The sequence below is a fragment of the Helicobacter pylori NCTC 11637 = CCUG 17874 = ATCC 43504 = JCM 12093 genome (assembly GCF_900478295.1).
In the GTDB taxonomy this organism is placed as follows: Bacteria; Campylobacterota; Campylobacteria; order Campylobacterales; family Helicobacteraceae; genus Helicobacter; species Helicobacter pylori.
On the sequence record NZ_LS483488.1, the window covers coordinates 447666 to 463239 of the forward strand.

Annotated in this window: 15 protein-coding genes; 11 read left to right on the plus strand and 4 right to left on the minus strand. The window is 40.3% G+C overall.

Going from position 1 to position 15574, the window contains the following annotated elements; translation table 11 throughout:
* Positions 1–90: 90 nt before the first annotated feature.
* The 3 genes from hcpA to mnmG form a co-directional block, all read right to left on the minus strand.
* Positions 91–843 carry a Sel1-like repeat protein HcpA gene (hcpA, locus tag DQL14_RS02265; RefSeq protein ID WP_108169695.1) on the minus strand — a complete coding sequence of 251 codons (753 nt, stop codon included), beginning with the start codon at positions 841–843 and terminating at the stop codon, positions 91–93.
* Between the two features lie 80 nt (positions 844–923).
* Positions 924–2075 carry a succinyl-diaminopimelate desuccinylase gene (gene dapE / locus DQL14_RS02270; RefSeq protein WP_108169696.1) on the minus strand — a complete coding sequence of 384 codons (1152 nt, stop codon included), beginning with the start codon at positions 2073–2075 and terminating at the stop codon, positions 924–926.
* Between the two features lie 9 nt (positions 2076–2084).
* Positions 2085–3950 carry a tRNA uridine-5-carboxymethylaminomethyl(34) synthesis enzyme MnmG gene (gene mnmG, locus DQL14_RS02275; RefSeq protein WP_108169697.1) on the minus strand — a complete coding sequence of 622 codons (1866 nt, stop codon included), beginning with the start codon at positions 3948–3950 and terminating at the stop codon, positions 2085–2087.
* Positions 3951–4045: 95 nt separating this feature from the next.
* Between mnmG and DQL14_RS02280 the strand changes: the two genes are divergently transcribed.
* From DQL14_RS02280 to DQL14_RS02300, 5 genes are read left to right on the plus strand one after another with little or no spacing between them, the layout of a single operon-like run.
* Positions 4046–5704, plus strand: coding sequence for an SLC13 family permease (locus tag DQL14_RS02280; RefSeq protein ID WP_108169698.1), 1659 nt, complete (start codon positions 4046–4048; stop codon positions 5702–5704).
* A 12-nt stretch (positions 5705–5716) separates the two neighbouring features.
* Positions 5717–6517: a phosphatidate cytidylyltransferase gene (locus tag DQL14_RS02285; RefSeq protein WP_108169699.1), complete on the plus strand. Its 801-nt coding sequence runs from the start codon at positions 5717–5719 to the stop codon at positions 6515–6517.
* Positions 6518–7624 (plus strand): 1-deoxy-D-xylulose-5-phosphate reductoisomerase, encoded by a 1107-nt coding sequence (gene dxr, locus DQL14_RS02290; RefSeq protein WP_108169700.1) that lies wholly within the window; start codon positions 6518–6520, stop codon positions 7622–7624. It abuts the gene before it with no gap.
* 50 nt (positions 7625–7674) lie between these two features.
* Positions 7675–7974, plus strand: coding sequence for a beta-1,4-N-acetylgalactosaminyltransferase (locus DQL14_RS02295; protein ID WP_108169701.1), 300 nt, complete (start codon positions 7675–7677; stop codon positions 7972–7974).
* Between the two features lie 11 nt (positions 7975–7985).
* Complete coding sequence (locus tag DQL14_RS02300; RefSeq protein ID WP_108169702.1) at positions 7986–8846, plus strand: beta-1,4-N-acetylgalactosamyltransferase; 861 nt, start codon at positions 7986–7988, stop codon at positions 8844–8846.
* A 15-nt stretch (positions 8847–8861) separates the two neighbouring features.
* On the opposite strand, the gene DQL14_RS02305 is transcribed toward DQL14_RS02300, so the two are convergent.
* Positions 8862–9413: a YbhB/YbcL family Raf kinase inhibitor-like protein gene (locus DQL14_RS02305; protein WP_108169703.1), complete on the minus strand. Its 552-nt coding sequence runs from the start codon at positions 9411–9413 to the stop codon at positions 8862–8864.
* Positions 9414–9558: 145 nt separating this feature from the next.
* On the opposite strand from DQL14_RS02305, the gene DQL14_RS02310 reads away from it, so the two are divergent.
* The 6 genes from DQL14_RS02310 (at position 9559) to msrB (ending at position 15404) form a co-directional block, all read left to right on the plus strand.
* Positions 9559–10020, plus strand: coding sequence for a helix-turn-helix domain-containing protein (locus tag DQL14_RS02310; protein ID WP_162296845.1), 462 nt, complete (start codon positions 9559–9561; stop codon positions 10018–10020).
* A gap of 171 nt (positions 10021–10191) precedes the next feature.
* Positions 10192–11355: a NifS family cysteine desulfurase gene (locus tag DQL14_RS02315; RefSeq protein WP_033585129.1), complete on the plus strand. Its 1164-nt coding sequence runs from the start codon at positions 10192–10194 to the stop codon at positions 11353–11355.
* Between the two features lie 21 nt (positions 11356–11376).
* On the plus strand, positions 11377–12357 hold the full coding sequence (locus DQL14_RS02320) for an iron-sulfur cluster assembly scaffold protein NifU (protein ID WP_001051992.1): 981 nt from the start codon (positions 11377–11379) through the stop codon (positions 12355–12357).
* Between the two features lie 152 nt (positions 12358–12509).
* A complete protein-coding gene (locus tag DQL14_RS02325; protein WP_000415824.1) occupies positions 12510–12743 on the plus strand; it encodes a ribbon-helix-helix domain-containing protein in 234 nt (77 codons plus the stop codon).
* Between the two features lie 111 nt (positions 12744–12854).
* Positions 12855–14201 (plus strand): DNA repair protein RadA, encoded by a 1347-nt coding sequence (gene radA, locus DQL14_RS02330; protein ID WP_162296846.1) that lies wholly within the window; start codon positions 12855–12857, stop codon positions 14199–14201.
* Between the two features lie 123 nt (positions 14202–14324).
* Positions 14325–15404, plus strand: a complete 1080-nt coding sequence (gene msrB / locus DQL14_RS02335) for a peptide-methionine (R)-S-oxide reductase MsrB (RefSeq protein WP_108169705.1) — start codon at positions 14325–14327, stop codon at positions 15402–15404.
* The last annotated feature ends 170 nt before the right edge of the window (positions 15405–15574 follow it).

The window sequence follows — 15574 nt, forward strand, 5'->3', positions numbered from 1 at the left end:
AAGATTAGTTCGTAGGGTCTATGCTTTCATTAAGATATTAAAAAACATAAAAGCCAGCTAAACATGGCGTTTAGCTTAACTTTATTGAAACTAAAGTTCTATTTTCAATTCCTTGAGAGCGTCGCATGCTTCTTTAACGCCTGATTTGCAACCTTTTTTAAAGTTTTCTACCGCTTGTTTTTCATCCTTTGTTGTGCCTTGAGCGTTGTATTGCATAACCCCTAAATTATAACACCCCCTACCATCGTTCAACTCGCATGCTTTAGAATAACGAACGATAGCCTCCTTAAAATTCTTTGTTACACTATATATGTATCCTGCATTAATACACCCTGGGCTGTCTTTTAAATCGCAAGCTTTTTCATACAAATCAAGAGCCTTTCTTAAATCCTTAGGCGTGCCTACGCCATAATGGTGTAAGCTTCCTAATACCATACACCCTTCAGCATGGTTTAAGTCGCAAGCTTTAGAGTAGTATTGTGAGGCTTTTTTGGCGTCTTTAGACACGCCTTGTCCGTTATAGTATAAATTTCCTAGCAGGTTGCACCCATAACCATCATTTAATTCACAACCTTTAGTGTAAAATTGGATGGCTTTTTTCAAGTCTTTTCCCACTCCTTTCCCTTCTTCATAGAACGCCCCTAAAAAAACACATCCAAAGCCATTTTTTAACTCACAAGCTTTTTCAAAATGCGTTTTAGCTTGAGCGAAATCTTGCTTCTTTGCGCTCTCTATGCCTAAATTCACAAGCTCTTTAGCGTCTGGCTCTGCCATTAACCATCTCAAACACAATGTGCCCAAACACAAGACCCCAAAAAGGGTTTTTTTAACGCTTCCTAGCATGGTATATCTCCTATTAAAAAAATGTAACCCTTTATAATTGTAATCAAATATTGATAAGCCTTACTTAATGTTTATTTATTTTATTTCTCACTCAAGTCCTCTAAAACCCCTAAAAACACTTTTTCTAAAAGCTCTAATTCTTTCAAGCTCACCCTTTCATCAATGGCATGAATCCTGTCATTAATAACGCCAAATTCCACCACTTCTATACCATGAGCGCTAAAAAATCGCGCATCGCTCGTGCCGCCTTTGGTGTTTAAAAGGGGGGTGGTGCGGCATGTCTTTAAAATATTTTCTTTTAAAACGCTGGTAAGCTTTGAATGAGAAGCCGTGATGAAAGGCGAACTGCTTGACTCTAATTCTAAAGTGTGAGGCAAATCTTTTAAAACTTTTTCTAAATATTCTTTCAAACTCTCTTTGGTGGTTTTTAAAGAATGGCGTGCATTAAAGATGATTTCTACGCTTGCTGGGGTAATATTATTCGCCCCTAACCCTGCATGCAAGTTGGTGATGACTAATTTTGAAGGGTCAAAATACTCATCGCCATTGTCTAAATTAACTCCTGAAATGAGAGGCAAAACCGAAGCGAGCGTATCAATAGGGTTTTGGCATTTTTGCGGGTAAGCCACATGCCCTTGAACGCCTTTTAAAATGAGTTTGCCATTAATGGAGCCTCTTCGGCCAATTTTGATGCTATCGCATAAGACTTTTTCGCAAGTGGGTTCAGCCACAATCGCCATATGAGGCAGCAAATCTTTTTCTTTGAGTTTTTCTAACATAAGCCTAGTGCCAAAAATCCCTGGCCCTTCCTCATCGCTTGTGAGTAAAATAGAAAGCAAAAAAGGGGTTTTAGGGTTAAAATTTAAACTCGCGCTCAAAAACGCCCCCACGCCTCCTTTCATGTCTTGCGCCCCACGGCCGTATAAAAACCCCTCTTTAATAACGGGTTTAAAAGGATCGCTTTGCCAATGATTTCCAGGAGGCACGACATCAATATGCCCTGCAAAGCAAAAATGCAAGGGCTTGGTATTCTCTTTTGCATGCTTTTCTTCTGCATGGTCTTTGGGGGGGTTAAAAATGCGGTATAAAAAAAGGTTTTTCACGCCATTTTCTCCACACTCTAGAGTTTTAAAATGAGGAAAAAGCGATTTAATGTATTCAAAAATACCGCATTCTTTGGGCGTAATGGTGGGGTAGCTGATGAGCTTTTGGGTGATTTCTAAAGCGTCCATGCCAATCCTTTAAGAGTTTTTCCGCAAATGAATATACAAATGCAAAACGTCTAAATTCGCTGGGGTGATCCCGCTGATTTCTGAGGCTTCAAAAAGGCTTTTGGGGCGGAATTTTTCTAATTTTTCTACCGCTTCTAAGCTAAGGCCTGGAATGCCTTTAAACACAAAATCTTTAGGGATAGACACTTTGAGCATGCTATCCATTTTAGCGATATTTTCGTGTTGCTTTTCAATATAAATATTATACTTGCATTCAATTTTAATCTGCTCTAAAACCCGCTCATTCAAGGGCGTTAAAAAGCTAAAAAAGGAGCGCATTTTTTCTGCATTAAAACTATCGCGCGCTAACAAACTAACGCCATCCATTTTGTCATTGATAGGGTTTTCATCTAATTCACTCAAGCGTTTTAACACTTCTTTACTAGGGGTAAGCACATATTCTTTAAGGCGTTTCAAGTTTTCTTGTATTGCTTGTTGGTCTTTTTTCAATTCCTTATAAAAATCCTGCTCCATAAGCCCTAAACGATAGGCATGTTCGCCCAACCTAAAAAGCGTGTTGTCTTCTCTTAAAAGCAAGCGGTATTCGGCTCGGCTGGTAAACATTCTGTAAGGCTCATTCGTGCCTTTAGTGACCAGATCATCAATCAAAACGCCGATATAGGCTTCATTGCGCTTTAAAATAAAGGGGGCTTGATTCTTTAGGGCTAATACCGCATTAATCCCAGCCATAAGCCCTTGAGCCGCCGCTTCTTCATAGCCGGTAGTCCCATTGATTTGCCCGGCCAAATAAAGCCCTTTGATTTTTTTGGTTTCTAAAGCGTGGGTCAATTCTGTGGGCTGGATGAAATCATACTCTATCGCATAGCCATAGCGCGTGATGAGCGCGTTTTCTAATCCTTTGATAGAATGGATGACCTTTTCTTGCACATCTAGGGGCAAAGAGGTGCTTAAGCCGTTGATATAATATTCGCTTTTGTGAATGGTTTGAGGCTCTAAAAACAGCTGGTGGCGTTCTTTTTCACTGAAGCGGTTGATTTTATCTTCAATGCTAGGGCAATACCTTGGGCCTATGCCTTCAATTTGACCGCTAAATAGGGGGGCTCGGTGGAAATTATCCCTAATGATTTGGTGGGTAATAAGGTTGGTGTAAGTGATAAAACATGAGAGTTGGGTGGGGTTAAAATCTTTGGTTTTATAGCTGAAATAGGGAGGGTTTGTGTCCCCAAAATGCTCTTCTAAGCCTTCAAAATCAATGCTATTGCCCGCCACTCTTGGGCAAGTGCCGGTTTTCAACCTTTCCACCTTAAAGCCAAGCTCCCTTAAATTTAAGGCTAAAGAGTTAGAGGCGTTTTCCCCAAAGCGCCCGTTTTGGTTTTGGTGCTCGCCAATATGCACCACCCCTTTTAAAAAAGTGCCTGTGGTGATGATCACTTTTTTAGCCTTATAAGTGTTATTGATGTTTGTGGTTACGCCCACTACCTCATTATTTTCAATGATTAAACTTTCGGTCATTTCTTGAGAGACGCTCAAATTAGGGGTGTTTAAAACAAGATTTCTTGCAAAAATGCGGTAAGTGTCCATATCAATTTGCGCTCTAGTCCCTCTAACTGCCGGCCCTTTAGAAGCGTTTAACACACGATATTGCAAACCGCTATTATCCGTAATAATCCCCATAGCCCCCCCTAAAACATCCACTTCTTTAGTCAAATGCCCTTTACCCAAGCCCCCAATGGCTGGGTTACAGCTCGCCAAACCGATTGTGTCTATGAGCATGGTGATTAAATGCGCTCTAGCCCCCATTTTAGCCGCAATCAAGCTCGCTTCAATGCCTGCATGCCCCCCACCAACCACTAAAATATCACTTTCTTTTACCACTCTTTTTCCTATTTTGATATGATTTTTCTAAAGTCTTAGTTTTGAAAAAGTTTTATTGTAGCATGGAGGTTAGTAATTTTAAAGGGTAAAATAAAATGGAAAATCATTCGCATGCCAATACGCATACCGATACGCGCGCCGATGACAAAAGCACTAAGATCGTGCGCTTGTTAGGATTGATAGGGGGAGCGTTAATCGCACTTATGATCTATTATGCGCTCAATTCTCAACTGCCTCATATTGTAGAAGAAATCCCCAAGCTTAATTCCTTAAATTATAAGGCGATGCCTGTTGTGGCTGGGGTGGCTGTTTTAATGGGGATATGGTGGATGACTGAAGCCATTGACCTGCCCGCAACCGCGCTTTTACCTTTGGTGCTTTTTAGCGTCTTTAGCGTGGATCAATTCGCTAGTGTTAGCTCTTCTTACGCATCGCCGATCATCTTTCTTTTTATGGGAGGTTTTATTTTAGCTTTAAGCATGCAAAAATGGAACTTGCACACACGCATCGCTTTAAGCATTATTTTATTAGTAGGCACAAGCCCTAGGAAGTTGATTTTAGGTTTTATGATAGCTACAGGCTTTCTGTCTATGTGGGTGAGTAATACCGCAACGGCGGTGATGATGCTCCCTGTTGGCATGAGCGTTTTGCAATTAGTCGCTAAACTGGTGGGCAAAGAAAACGCCTCTAATTCATGGTATCAAAAAGAAGAAATCACCAAAGCGCATGGGGGTATTATGAGTAATATCGTGCATAAGGGTAAAGATATTACTCAAGTCATTCAAGAAAAGACTACTATCTATCGCACGAATTTCAGTATTTGCTTGATGCTTGGCATCGCTTATGCGGCTTCTATTGGCTCTTTAGGCACTTTGATTGGCACGCCGCCTAACGCTTTATTAGCCGGCTATATGAAAACCGCTTTCAATACTGAAATTGGTTTCGCTCAGTGGATGGTGTTTGGGACGCCGTTAGCCTTTATCATGCTCATTTTAGCGTGGCTCTTGCTCACTTATGTCATTTTCCCTTTAAAGATTAAAGAAATCCCAGGGGGTAAGGAAGTCATTAGGGTGGAGTTAAACAAATTAGGCCGTTTGAGTCAGGCGGAAATCTCTGTGGGGATTATTTTTATTTTAGCGTCTTTAGGGTGGATTTTTTTAGGCGTAATGTTAAAATCTTGGGGCGTTAAGATAGATAAAATTGATTCAGTGATCGCTATGGGGGTTTCTGCGCTTTTATTCATTTTGCCCGCTAACAATCAAGGCGATAGGCTCATTGATTGGGGCGTTGCTAAAAAACTCCCTTGGGATGTGTTGCTTTTATTTGGTGGTGGGTTAGCCTTGAGCGCGCAATTTTCTAAAACCGGGTTGAGCTTGTGGATCGGGCATTTAGTCTCTGGCTTTTCGCATTTACCGATTTTATTCATTATTTTCATGGTAACTTTAATGGTCATTTTCTTAACCGAAATCACTTCTAACACCGCCACTGCTGCGGCGTTTTTACCGGTGATTGGGGGAGTGGCGATGGGCATGGGTTATGAAAACCATCAGAGCTTGTTATTGACCATTCCTGTAGCTTTGAGCGCGACTTGCGCGTTCATGCTCCCTGTGGCCACCCCACCCAATGCAATAGCTTATGGCTCTGGGTATGTTAAAATAACGGATATGATTAAAGCCGGTTTGTGGCTCAATCTGGTGGGAGTTGTTTTGATTAGCGCGTTCAGCTATTGTTTAGTTTCGCTGGTATTTAATTGATTAAGGAAAAAAGTGAAAGAAGAGTTATTTAAAGAAAAATCTCGTTACATTACAGGGTTTGTTTTAATCATTGCGGCAGGCTTGATTTTATATGCGGACAATTTGTTGTTGTTTTGGGCGGTTTTAGGGGGGATTTATGCGGTAGGGTTTTCTGAAGCGTTAAGATTATTCCAAGTTAAAGCGAGCTTTAGTCTGTACCTTATTTTAGTGTTGTCATGGGTAGCGGCGTATTTTAACGGGCGCCCTATAGAATGCGCTCTTATTAGTGCCATGGTCATGGCTAGTGTTATCGCTTATCAAAAAGCGCACCATAGCGAAGCCATTTTACCCTTTTTATACCCGGGCGTTGGGTTTTTTGCGCTTTTTGGGATTTATAAGGATTTTGGTGCGGTAGCGATCATTTGGCTTTTAGTCGTGGTGGTTGCAAGCGATGTGGGGGCGTTTTTTGGAGGCAAGCTTTTAGGCAAAACCCCTTTCACGCCCACTTCGCCGAATAAAACCTTAGAGGGCGCGTTCATTGGCGTTGTTTTAGCGAGCGTTTTAGGATCGTTTGTGGGCATGGGGAAATTGAGCGGGGGCTTTCTTATGGCGCTTTTATTCAGCTTTTTAATCGCTCTTATGGCGGTGTTTGGGGATTTGTATGAAAGCTATTTGAAAAGAAAGGCTGGGATCAAAGATAGCGGTAAGATTTTACCCGGGCATGGGGGCGTTTTAGACCGATTGGATTCCATGCTTTTTGGGGCTTTAGGCTTGCATGCGCTGTTGTATTTTTTAGAAGTTTGGAAAGAAACGGCGGTGTTTTTGGGGGATTGAATGGTTGTTTTAGGAAGCACTGGCTCTATTGGGAAAAACGCCCTAAAAATCGCAAAAAAATTCAAGGTAGAAATAGAAGCCTTGAGCTGTGGGAAAAATATCGCTTTAATCAATGAGCAAATCAAAGTTTTCAAACCCAAGAAAGTGGCGGTTTTAGATCCTAGCGATTTGAATAATTTAGAGCCTTTGGGCGCAGAAGTGTTTGTAGGGCTAGATGGCATTGATGCGATGATAGAAGAGTGCGTTTCCAATTTAGTCCTTAACGCTATTGTGGGTGTGGCAGGATTAAAGGCGAGCTTTAAAAGCTTGCAAACTAATAAAAAACTGGCCCTAGCGAATAAAGAAAGTTTGGTGAGTGCGGGGCATTTATTAGACATTTCACAAATCACGCCCGTTGATAGCGAGCATTTTGGTTTGTGGGCGTTGTTGCAAAACAAGGCTTTAAAACCTAAATCCTTAATCATTAGCGCGAGTGGGGGGGCTTTTAGGGACACGCCTTTAGAATTCATTCCTATTCAAAACGCGCAAAACGCGCTCAAGCACCCTAATTGGAGCATGGGATCTAAAATCACCATTGATTCAGCGAGCATGGTCAATAAGCTTTTTGAAATCCTAGAAACTTATTGGCTTTTTGGCGCGTCTTTAAAGATTGATGCGCTGATTGAAAGGAGTTCTATCGTGCATGCTTTGGTGGAGTTTGAAGATAACTCTGTCATCGCGCATTTAGCGAGCGCGGACATGCAATTACCCATAAGCTATGCGATCGATCCGAAGTTGGCCTCTTTGAACGCGTCTATCAAGCCACTAGATCTATACGCTTTAAGCGCGATTAAATTTGAACCCATTAGCATGGAGCGCTACACTTTGTGGCGTTATAAAGACTTGTTGTTGGAAAACCCAAAGCTTGGCGTGGTGCTGAACGCGAGCAATGAAGTGGCGATGAAAAAGTTTTTAAATCAAGAGATCGCTTTTGGTGGCCTTATCCAAACCATTTCTCAAGCCTTAGAATCATACGCTAAAATGCCTTTCAAGCTCTCTAATCTAGATGAAGTCCTGGAATTAGACAAAGAAGTTAGGGAGCGTTTTAAAAATGTAGCGGGAGTGTAGTATAATAAGATTTTGCTTTTAATAGCGTTTTATTCCAATTAGGAGTTTTTATGGGGTTAAAAAATAAAATCAAGGGTTTTATTAAAGAGAGAATGCCTTTTGTGGTTAGGTATGTTCGTAGTTTAAAAGGGGCCAAAAACATTGATGATGAAATCAATCATGAAATTAAGGAAATGTTAGAGGCTAAAAAACTTCATTCCCTTCAAGAAAAAGCTTTATTCAACCATGACCATCAAGAAAGCGTGTTTTTAGCTATCGCTTCTTTAAATAATGAAAGTTTCATTGAACGCAATAAGAGTATTTATAAAAATAGTTCTCTTAATTATAATTATGGGGGGGGGGGCATTTAGAAGATAGGGTTATCCATCCCACTTTAACTCTACCCAATCCCACGCATTCAGGTTATTTTGACTACGATAAAAAAAGTCAAAACCCTAAAAGCTCTCTAAACCCATGGGCTTTTATTAGAGTCAAAAATGAAATCGTTACTTTAGAAGAGAGTTTGTTTTCTATGCTTCCTGCCATTCAAAGGGGGGTCATTGGTTTTAATGATTGCGATGATGGCTCTAAAGAAGTGATTTTAGAGTTTTGCAAAAAGTTCCCCTCATTTATCCCTATCAGCTATCCTTATGAAGTCATGCTAAAGGATTGCCCGAGTTTGTGGCACCAACTTTATCATTACTCTAATTATACGCTTTCTTTTATCCCTAAAAATGAGTGGGTAGTAAAAATTGATTGCGATCATGTTTATGACGCTAAAAAACTTTATGAAAGTTTTTATATCCCTAAGAGCATTAAAGATGTTGTGATGTATTCGCGCATTAATTTTGTGGTGCAGGATTTTGAAGTGTTTGTGTGCAATAGTGGGGATTTTGGGTTTTTAGACGCATGGGGAGATCAATGGTTATTTTATAACGATTGTGAGCCTTTTGAAATTTGGCAACACAATGGTGAGGTTTTAGAAACTTGGCAACATAATGATGATATTTATGAAATTTTAAAGCTTAAAGATAAACACCATATTAAGGATAAAGAACTCATGCAATGGCACTTCCCTTTAGCTAAAAAGAGGCGAAACGCTATCATTCATAATGATTTAATCCCTTTAAAAGAATTTAAAAAACACCATGCCGATTTGATAGGCACAAAGATTGAAGAAAGCATGCTAGATGAAAAGAGGATTTTAGAGATGTATCAAAAATTCAATTTAGCGAAAGGATAGCTACAAACACGCAGTTTATTTCCTTATAAACTGCTTGTATAAAAATTCCTTTCTCCCTATGGCGATGATATGCCCACGCATTTTATCATGCAAATCGCCTAAGAAAAAAGGGGCTTTTAAGGCGAGTTTAGGAATGTCTAGGGCATACACTTGAATAAGATAATGGTGATCGCCATTAGGGGGCATGGGGCCGATATAGACGCTGTTATTGAGATTGGAGCGTTGTTTTTCGCTTTCGTTGAGCGGTGAACGGATAAAGCCTTGAGTGAGCGAATTGACCCCTTGAGTAATCCTTTTATCCATCATGGAGGCGTTTTCTTCTAAAACATTATAAGAAATATTGCCCACGACCCAATGGACAAACGGCATGCCGCACACTTTTTGAGCGTCATGATCGATGAGTTCTAACGCATAGCTTTGAGCGCCTTCTACTTTTTGCCATGAGATTTTAGGCGAATAAGTGGGTAAGCCGTTTGGATTGAGAAACCCTCTAGGAGCGTTACCGCCAAATTTAGCGTCCAAATACCCTTGCGAATCGGTTTGAATCATTACTTCAAAAGTTTTCATTTTAAGCCCTTTTTCTTTGGAATCGTTTTGCGTTTTTTTATTGTAGCATGATTATAAAAATACATCTTAATTTGGAGCATGGTATTAGAATAATCATTTTTAATGATTAAATAGCTATTTATTTTTGGTGGTTAGTATTGAACGCATGGAAAGTAAAATAAATCGTTTGAGTGATAAGATAGACGCACTATTGGAACAGCAAAAAAGAGTGATTTCTTTACTGGAAACTTATTTGAGCGTTTATCCTACTCAAGAGGCTTCAAATAAGTTTTTTAAAAGCGTTAGTCAAGGGATGGAGTTAGCCCCAGAAATCGCACAAGAAGATGAAGAAAAACGCCTTTACGTGTTGCAATATTTAAGCCATGTGGATATTACTAAAAACAAGCAAGACTCCCAACTCAAAAAAGATTGTTTGGAATTTATCCAAAGGTTTAATGTCCCAAAGCCCCTTATAATTACCGCTCTTTATAACCTTAAAGGCATTAAACCCACTAAAAAAGAAGTCGCGAAACAATTGCAAAAACTCTATGTGTGGGAGAAGCGTTACCAACAAGGGGGGATAGACGCTTTAAAAGACAGGCGTGGGAGACCCCTTAAAAAACCTTAAGCAGGTTTATGGGTGCTATTTTTAGTTTTTAATGGGGGTGTTCGCATTTCTCAAAATGTTTTCAAAAATTCATCTTATTTTAAGTTAAAATTAAGAAAATATCTTGTATTTAATCATAATTTAGACTCAGATAAGAAAATCTATGTAAAATTTTTGAGGAGAATATTAACCTTGTTACAACGAATTTATTTAGACAATAACGCTACAACTAGGATTGACCCTAAAGTCAAGGAGATCATGGATCCTTTTTTAAGGGATCATTACGGGAACCCTAGCTCGTTGCACCAGTTTGGCACAGAAACCCACCCAGCCATTGCAGAAGCGCTAGATAAGCTCTATAAAGGCATTAACGCTAGGGATATAGACGATGTGATCATCACTTCTTGCGCGACAGAAAGCAATAACTGGGTGTTAAAGGGCGTGTATTTTGATGAATGCTTGAAAAAAGGCAAAAACCATATTATAACCACGGTTGCAGAGCACCCGGCGGTGCGATCCACTTGCAATTTTTTAGAAAGCTTGGGGGTGGAGGTTACTTACTTGCCCATTAATGAGCATGGGAGTATCACCGCAGAGCAAGTCAAAGAAGCGATCACAGAAAAAACCGCTCTAGTGAGCGTGATGTGGGCGAATAATGAAACCGGTCTCATTTTCCCTATTGAAGAAATTGGGGCTATTTGTAAAGAAAAGGGCGTGTTGTTCCATACCGATGCCGTGCAAGCGATTGGTAAAATCCCTGTAGATGTGTTAAAGGCGAATGCGGATTTCCTTTCTTTTAGCGCGCACAAATTCCATGGGCCTAAAGGCATTGGGGGGTTGTATATTAGAAGTGGGGTGGGATTGACCCCTCTTTTTCATGGCGGGGAGCATATGAATGGCAGGCGCAGCGGGACTTTGAATGTGCCTTATATTGTGGGCATGGGCGAAGCGATGAAATTAGCCGTAGAGCATTTAGACTATGAAAAAGAAGTGGTAGGGAAATTGCGCGACAAATTAGAAGAAGCGCTTTTGAAAATCCCTGATGTGATGGTGGTGGGGGATCGAATCCATCGTGTGCCTAACACGACTTTAGTCAGCGTGAGAGGGATTGAAGGAGAAGCCATGCTGTGGGATTTGAATCGCTCCAATATCGCCGCTTCCACAGGGAGCGCGTGCGCGAGTGAGGATTTAGAGGCTAATCCTGTCATGGTAGCGATTGGAGCGAGCAAGGAATTAGCTCATACTGCTATCAGGCTTTCATTGAGTCGTTTTAACACGGAAGCTGAAATTGATAAAACGATTGAAGTTTTCTCTCAAGCGGCTATAAGATTGAGAAACATTTCAAGCTCTTATTAAAAAGAATATAAAGGAATCAAAATGGCAAAACATGATTTAGTGGGTTCGGTTCTCTGGGACGCGTATTCTAAAGAAGTTCAAAGGCGCATGGATAACCCCACGCATTTAGGGGTCATCACTGAAGAGCAGGCTAAGGCTAAAAACGCTAAGCTCATTGTGGCGGATTATGGTGCAGAGGCATGCGGTGATGCGGTGAGGTTGTATTGGCTTGTAGATGAAAGCACGGATAGAATTGTTGACGCGAAGTTTAAAAGCTTTGGTTGCGGAACAGCGATCGCAAGCTCAGACATGATGGTAGAGTTGTGTTTGAATAAAAGAGTCCAAGATGCGGTAAAAATCACAAATTTAGATGTGGAAAGAGGCTTGAGAGACGATCCGGACACGCCGGCTGTCCCTGGGCAAAAAATGCACTGCTCGGTGATGGCGTATGATGTGATTAAAAAAGCTGCCGGCATGTATTTGGGGAAAAACGCTGAAGATTTTGAAGAAGAAATCATCGTGTGCGAGTGCGCTAGGGTGAGTTTAGGCACGATTAAAGAAGTGATTAAGCTCAATGATTTAAAAAGCGTTGAAGAAATCACTAACTACACCAAAGCCGGTGCTTTTTGTAAAAGCTGTGTGAGGCCTGGAGGGCATGAAAAAAGGGATTATTACTTGGTGGATATTCTTAAAGAAGTGCGCGAAGAAATGGAAGCTGAAAAACTTAAAGCCGCTGCGAATAAATCCCAAAGCGGGGAATTGGCTTTCAGGGAAATGACTATGGTTCAAAAGATTAAAGCGGTGGATAAAGTCATTGATGAAAATATCCGCGCTATGCTTATGATGGATGGGGGGGATTTAGAGATTTTAGACATTAAAGAAAGCGATGATTACATTGATGTGTATATCCGCTACATGGGGGCATGCGATGGGTGCATGAGCGCGACTACCGGGACTTTATTTGCCATTGAAAACGCCTTACAGGAATTATTGGATCGCAGTATCAGGGTGTTACCGATTTGATTTGTTCTTTTTAAGGGGTGAAGCCTTTTTGAGCGAGTGCTAATAAACTTAAAATGAGGAATGATTAGCACTTGCGGCATTATTCATTATACGCTACTTTTATGCTAATATGCTATTTTGAAGCGATTTGCGATGATGATTGAAGGAACTTGATGGAAAAGACAGAAAACACAGATGAAACTCACTTAAGGGGAACTAAAAATAAACTAGGACGCAAACCAAAAGCAGACGCTAATAAAAAAACTCGCGCTGTAAGCTTGTATTTTTCTGATGAGCAATACCAAAAACTAGAGAAAATGGCTAACGAAGAAGAAGAAAGCGTGGGATCTTATATCAAACGCTATATTTTGAAAGCTTTAAGAAAAATAGAGCAAAATGGCGCTTGATAACTTTTTAACTTGGTTTGAGTTTAGCTTTATCAGTTTTGTTACAGAACAAAACCAAAACCTTGTTTTTATCCAGTTTTTAGCTGTGTGATTTTAAAAAAGAGTGGTATTTTGGCTAAAAAAACTTCTTTATTTGAGTGTCAGCATTGCGGTTTTACAAGCCCTAAGTGGCTAGGCAAGTGCGTTCAATGCAACGCATGGGAGAGTTTTATAGAATTGAACCAAACCCAAAAGGAAGTTTTAAACACGCTTAAAAATCCGATCCCAAAAGCGCAAAAAAGCGTTTCTATCGCCGCAATTGAACATGAAGAAGTGATTAAGTTTTCTTCCACTCAAAGCGAATTGGATATTGTTTTAGGTGGGGGGATCGCTAAAGGGGGGTTGTATTTAGTGGGGGGGAGTCCTGGGGTGGGGAAATCCACTCTGCTTTTAAAAGTGGCTTCTGGTCTAGCCAAAAACCAGCAAAAGGTTTTGTATGTGAGCGGGGAAGAGAGCTTGAGCCAGATTAAAATGCGCGCCATTAGATTGGATTGCATAGAAAAAGAATTGTATCTGCTCAATGAAATCAATTGGCCTGTGATTAAGGCGAATATTGAGAGCGAAAATTATTTTGCGTGCGTGATTGATTCCATTCAAACGCTTTATTCGCCAGAGATTTCTTCAGCGCCCGGCTCTATTTCGCAAGTGAGAGAGATCACTTTTGAGCTCATGCGTTTGGCCAAAACAAGAAATATTGCTATTTTTATCATCGGTCATATCACTAAAGAAGGGAGCATCGCAGGCCCTAGAGTGCTAGAGCATATGGTGGATAGCGTGCTGTATTTTGAGGGCGATCCCAGTAGGGAATTAAGGATTTTAAGGAGTTTTAAAAACCGCTTTGGCCCTACGAGTGAAATCGGCTTGTTTGAAATGAAAGAGCAGGGTTTGGTGAGCGCTAAAGAAGCTTCAAGCTTGTTTTTTTCTAAAGAAGAGCCTATGGAGGGGAGTGCCATTACCATCACTTTAGAAGGCTCAAGAGCGTTGATTTTAGAAATCCAGGCGTTGGTGAGCGAGTGCAGTTTCGGATCACCCAAACGATTAGCGAACGGGTTTGACACCAACCGCCTTAACATGCTCATCGCTTTATTAGAAAAAAAGCTAGAAATCCCCTTAAACCGCCATGATGTGTTTATTAATGTGAGCGGAGGTATTAAGATCAGCGAGCCGGCTTGCGATTTAGCGGTCATTGCCAGTATCCTTTCAAGCTTTAAAAACAGAAAAATTGACAATAAAACGGCGTTTTTGGGCGAAGTGAGTTTGAATGGCAGGATTTTAGAAGCCCCCAATTTGAACGCTAGATTGAAAGAAATGGAAAATTACGGCTTTTTAAAAGCCATTTTGCCCAAAAAACCCAGTCAAAAAACCTCTATCAAATGCTATGAAGCCAATGCGGTGGGTAAGATTGTTGAATGGATGTGATTTTAACTTTTGTTACCTAATAGAACAGAGCTTTATTAAAATTTAAACTCAATTTAAAGAACAACTACCATTTTTTTTAGTTATAATGGCAAACACCATTAAAATTAAAACAAAGGTTATTCAATGAAGGTATTATCTTATTTGAAAAATTTTTATCTTTTTTTAGCGATAGGAGCAATTATGCAAGCGAGTGAAAACATGGGGGCTAAACACCAAAAAACCGATGAAAGAGTGATTTACTTGGCTGGGGGGTGCTTTTGGGGGCTAGAGGCGTATATGGAGAGGATTTATGGCGTTATAGACGCAAGCTCTGGTTACGCTAACGGCAAGACTTCAAGCACGAATTATGAAAAATTGCATGAAAGCGATCATGCTGAAAGCGTGAAAGTGATCTATGATCCTAAAAAAATCAGTTTGGACAAGTTGCTGCGCTATTATTTTAAGGTGATTGATCCGGTGAGCGTGAACAAGCAGGGTAATGATGTGGGCAGGCAGTATCGCACAGGGATTTATTATACTAATAGTGCGGATAAAGAAGTGATAGACAACGCCTTAAAAGCGTTGCAAAAAGAAGTGAAAGGCAAAATCGCCATTGAAGTAGAGCCTTTAAAAAATTATGTGAGGGCTGAAGAGTATCATCAAGATTATTTGAAAAAACACCCTGGTGGTTATTGCCATATTGATTTGAAAAAGGCGGATGAAGTGATTGTAGATAGCGATAAATACACCAAACCCAGCGATGAAGTTTTAAAGAAAAAACTCACCAAACTCCAGTATGAAGTTACGCAAAACAAACACACTGAGAAACCCTTTGAAAACGAGTATTACAACAAAGAAGAAGAGGGCATTTATGTGGATATTACCACAGGCGAGCCGTTATTTTCTTCAGCGGATAAATACGACTCCGGTTGCGGATGGCCAAGCTTTTCTAAGCCCATCAATAAAGATGTGGTGAAATACGAAGACGATGAGAGCCTTAATAGGAAACGCATTGAAGTGTTGAGCCGTATTGGTAAGGCGCATTTAGGGCATGTGTTTAACGATGGGCCTAAGGAATTAGGAGGCTTAAGGTATTGTATTAATAGCGCGGCTTTAAGGTTTATCCCCTTAAAAGACATGGAAAAAGAGGGCTATGGCGAGTTTATCCCTTATATCAAAAAGGGTGAATTGAAAAAATACATCCAAGATAAAAAGTCGCATTAAGGGGTGATGACTAAGCCCCCTAATGGAGGTTAAAATGGGGGGGTTTAAGCGTTTGGGTTATTTTAAAAACATCTCAAACCGCCTTAAATAATTCATTTTTTTAATTACCCTTACTTTTTTTAAGTTTTGTGTTTGTGTTTTCATTAAATAGGGATAATTAAAACTTTTTT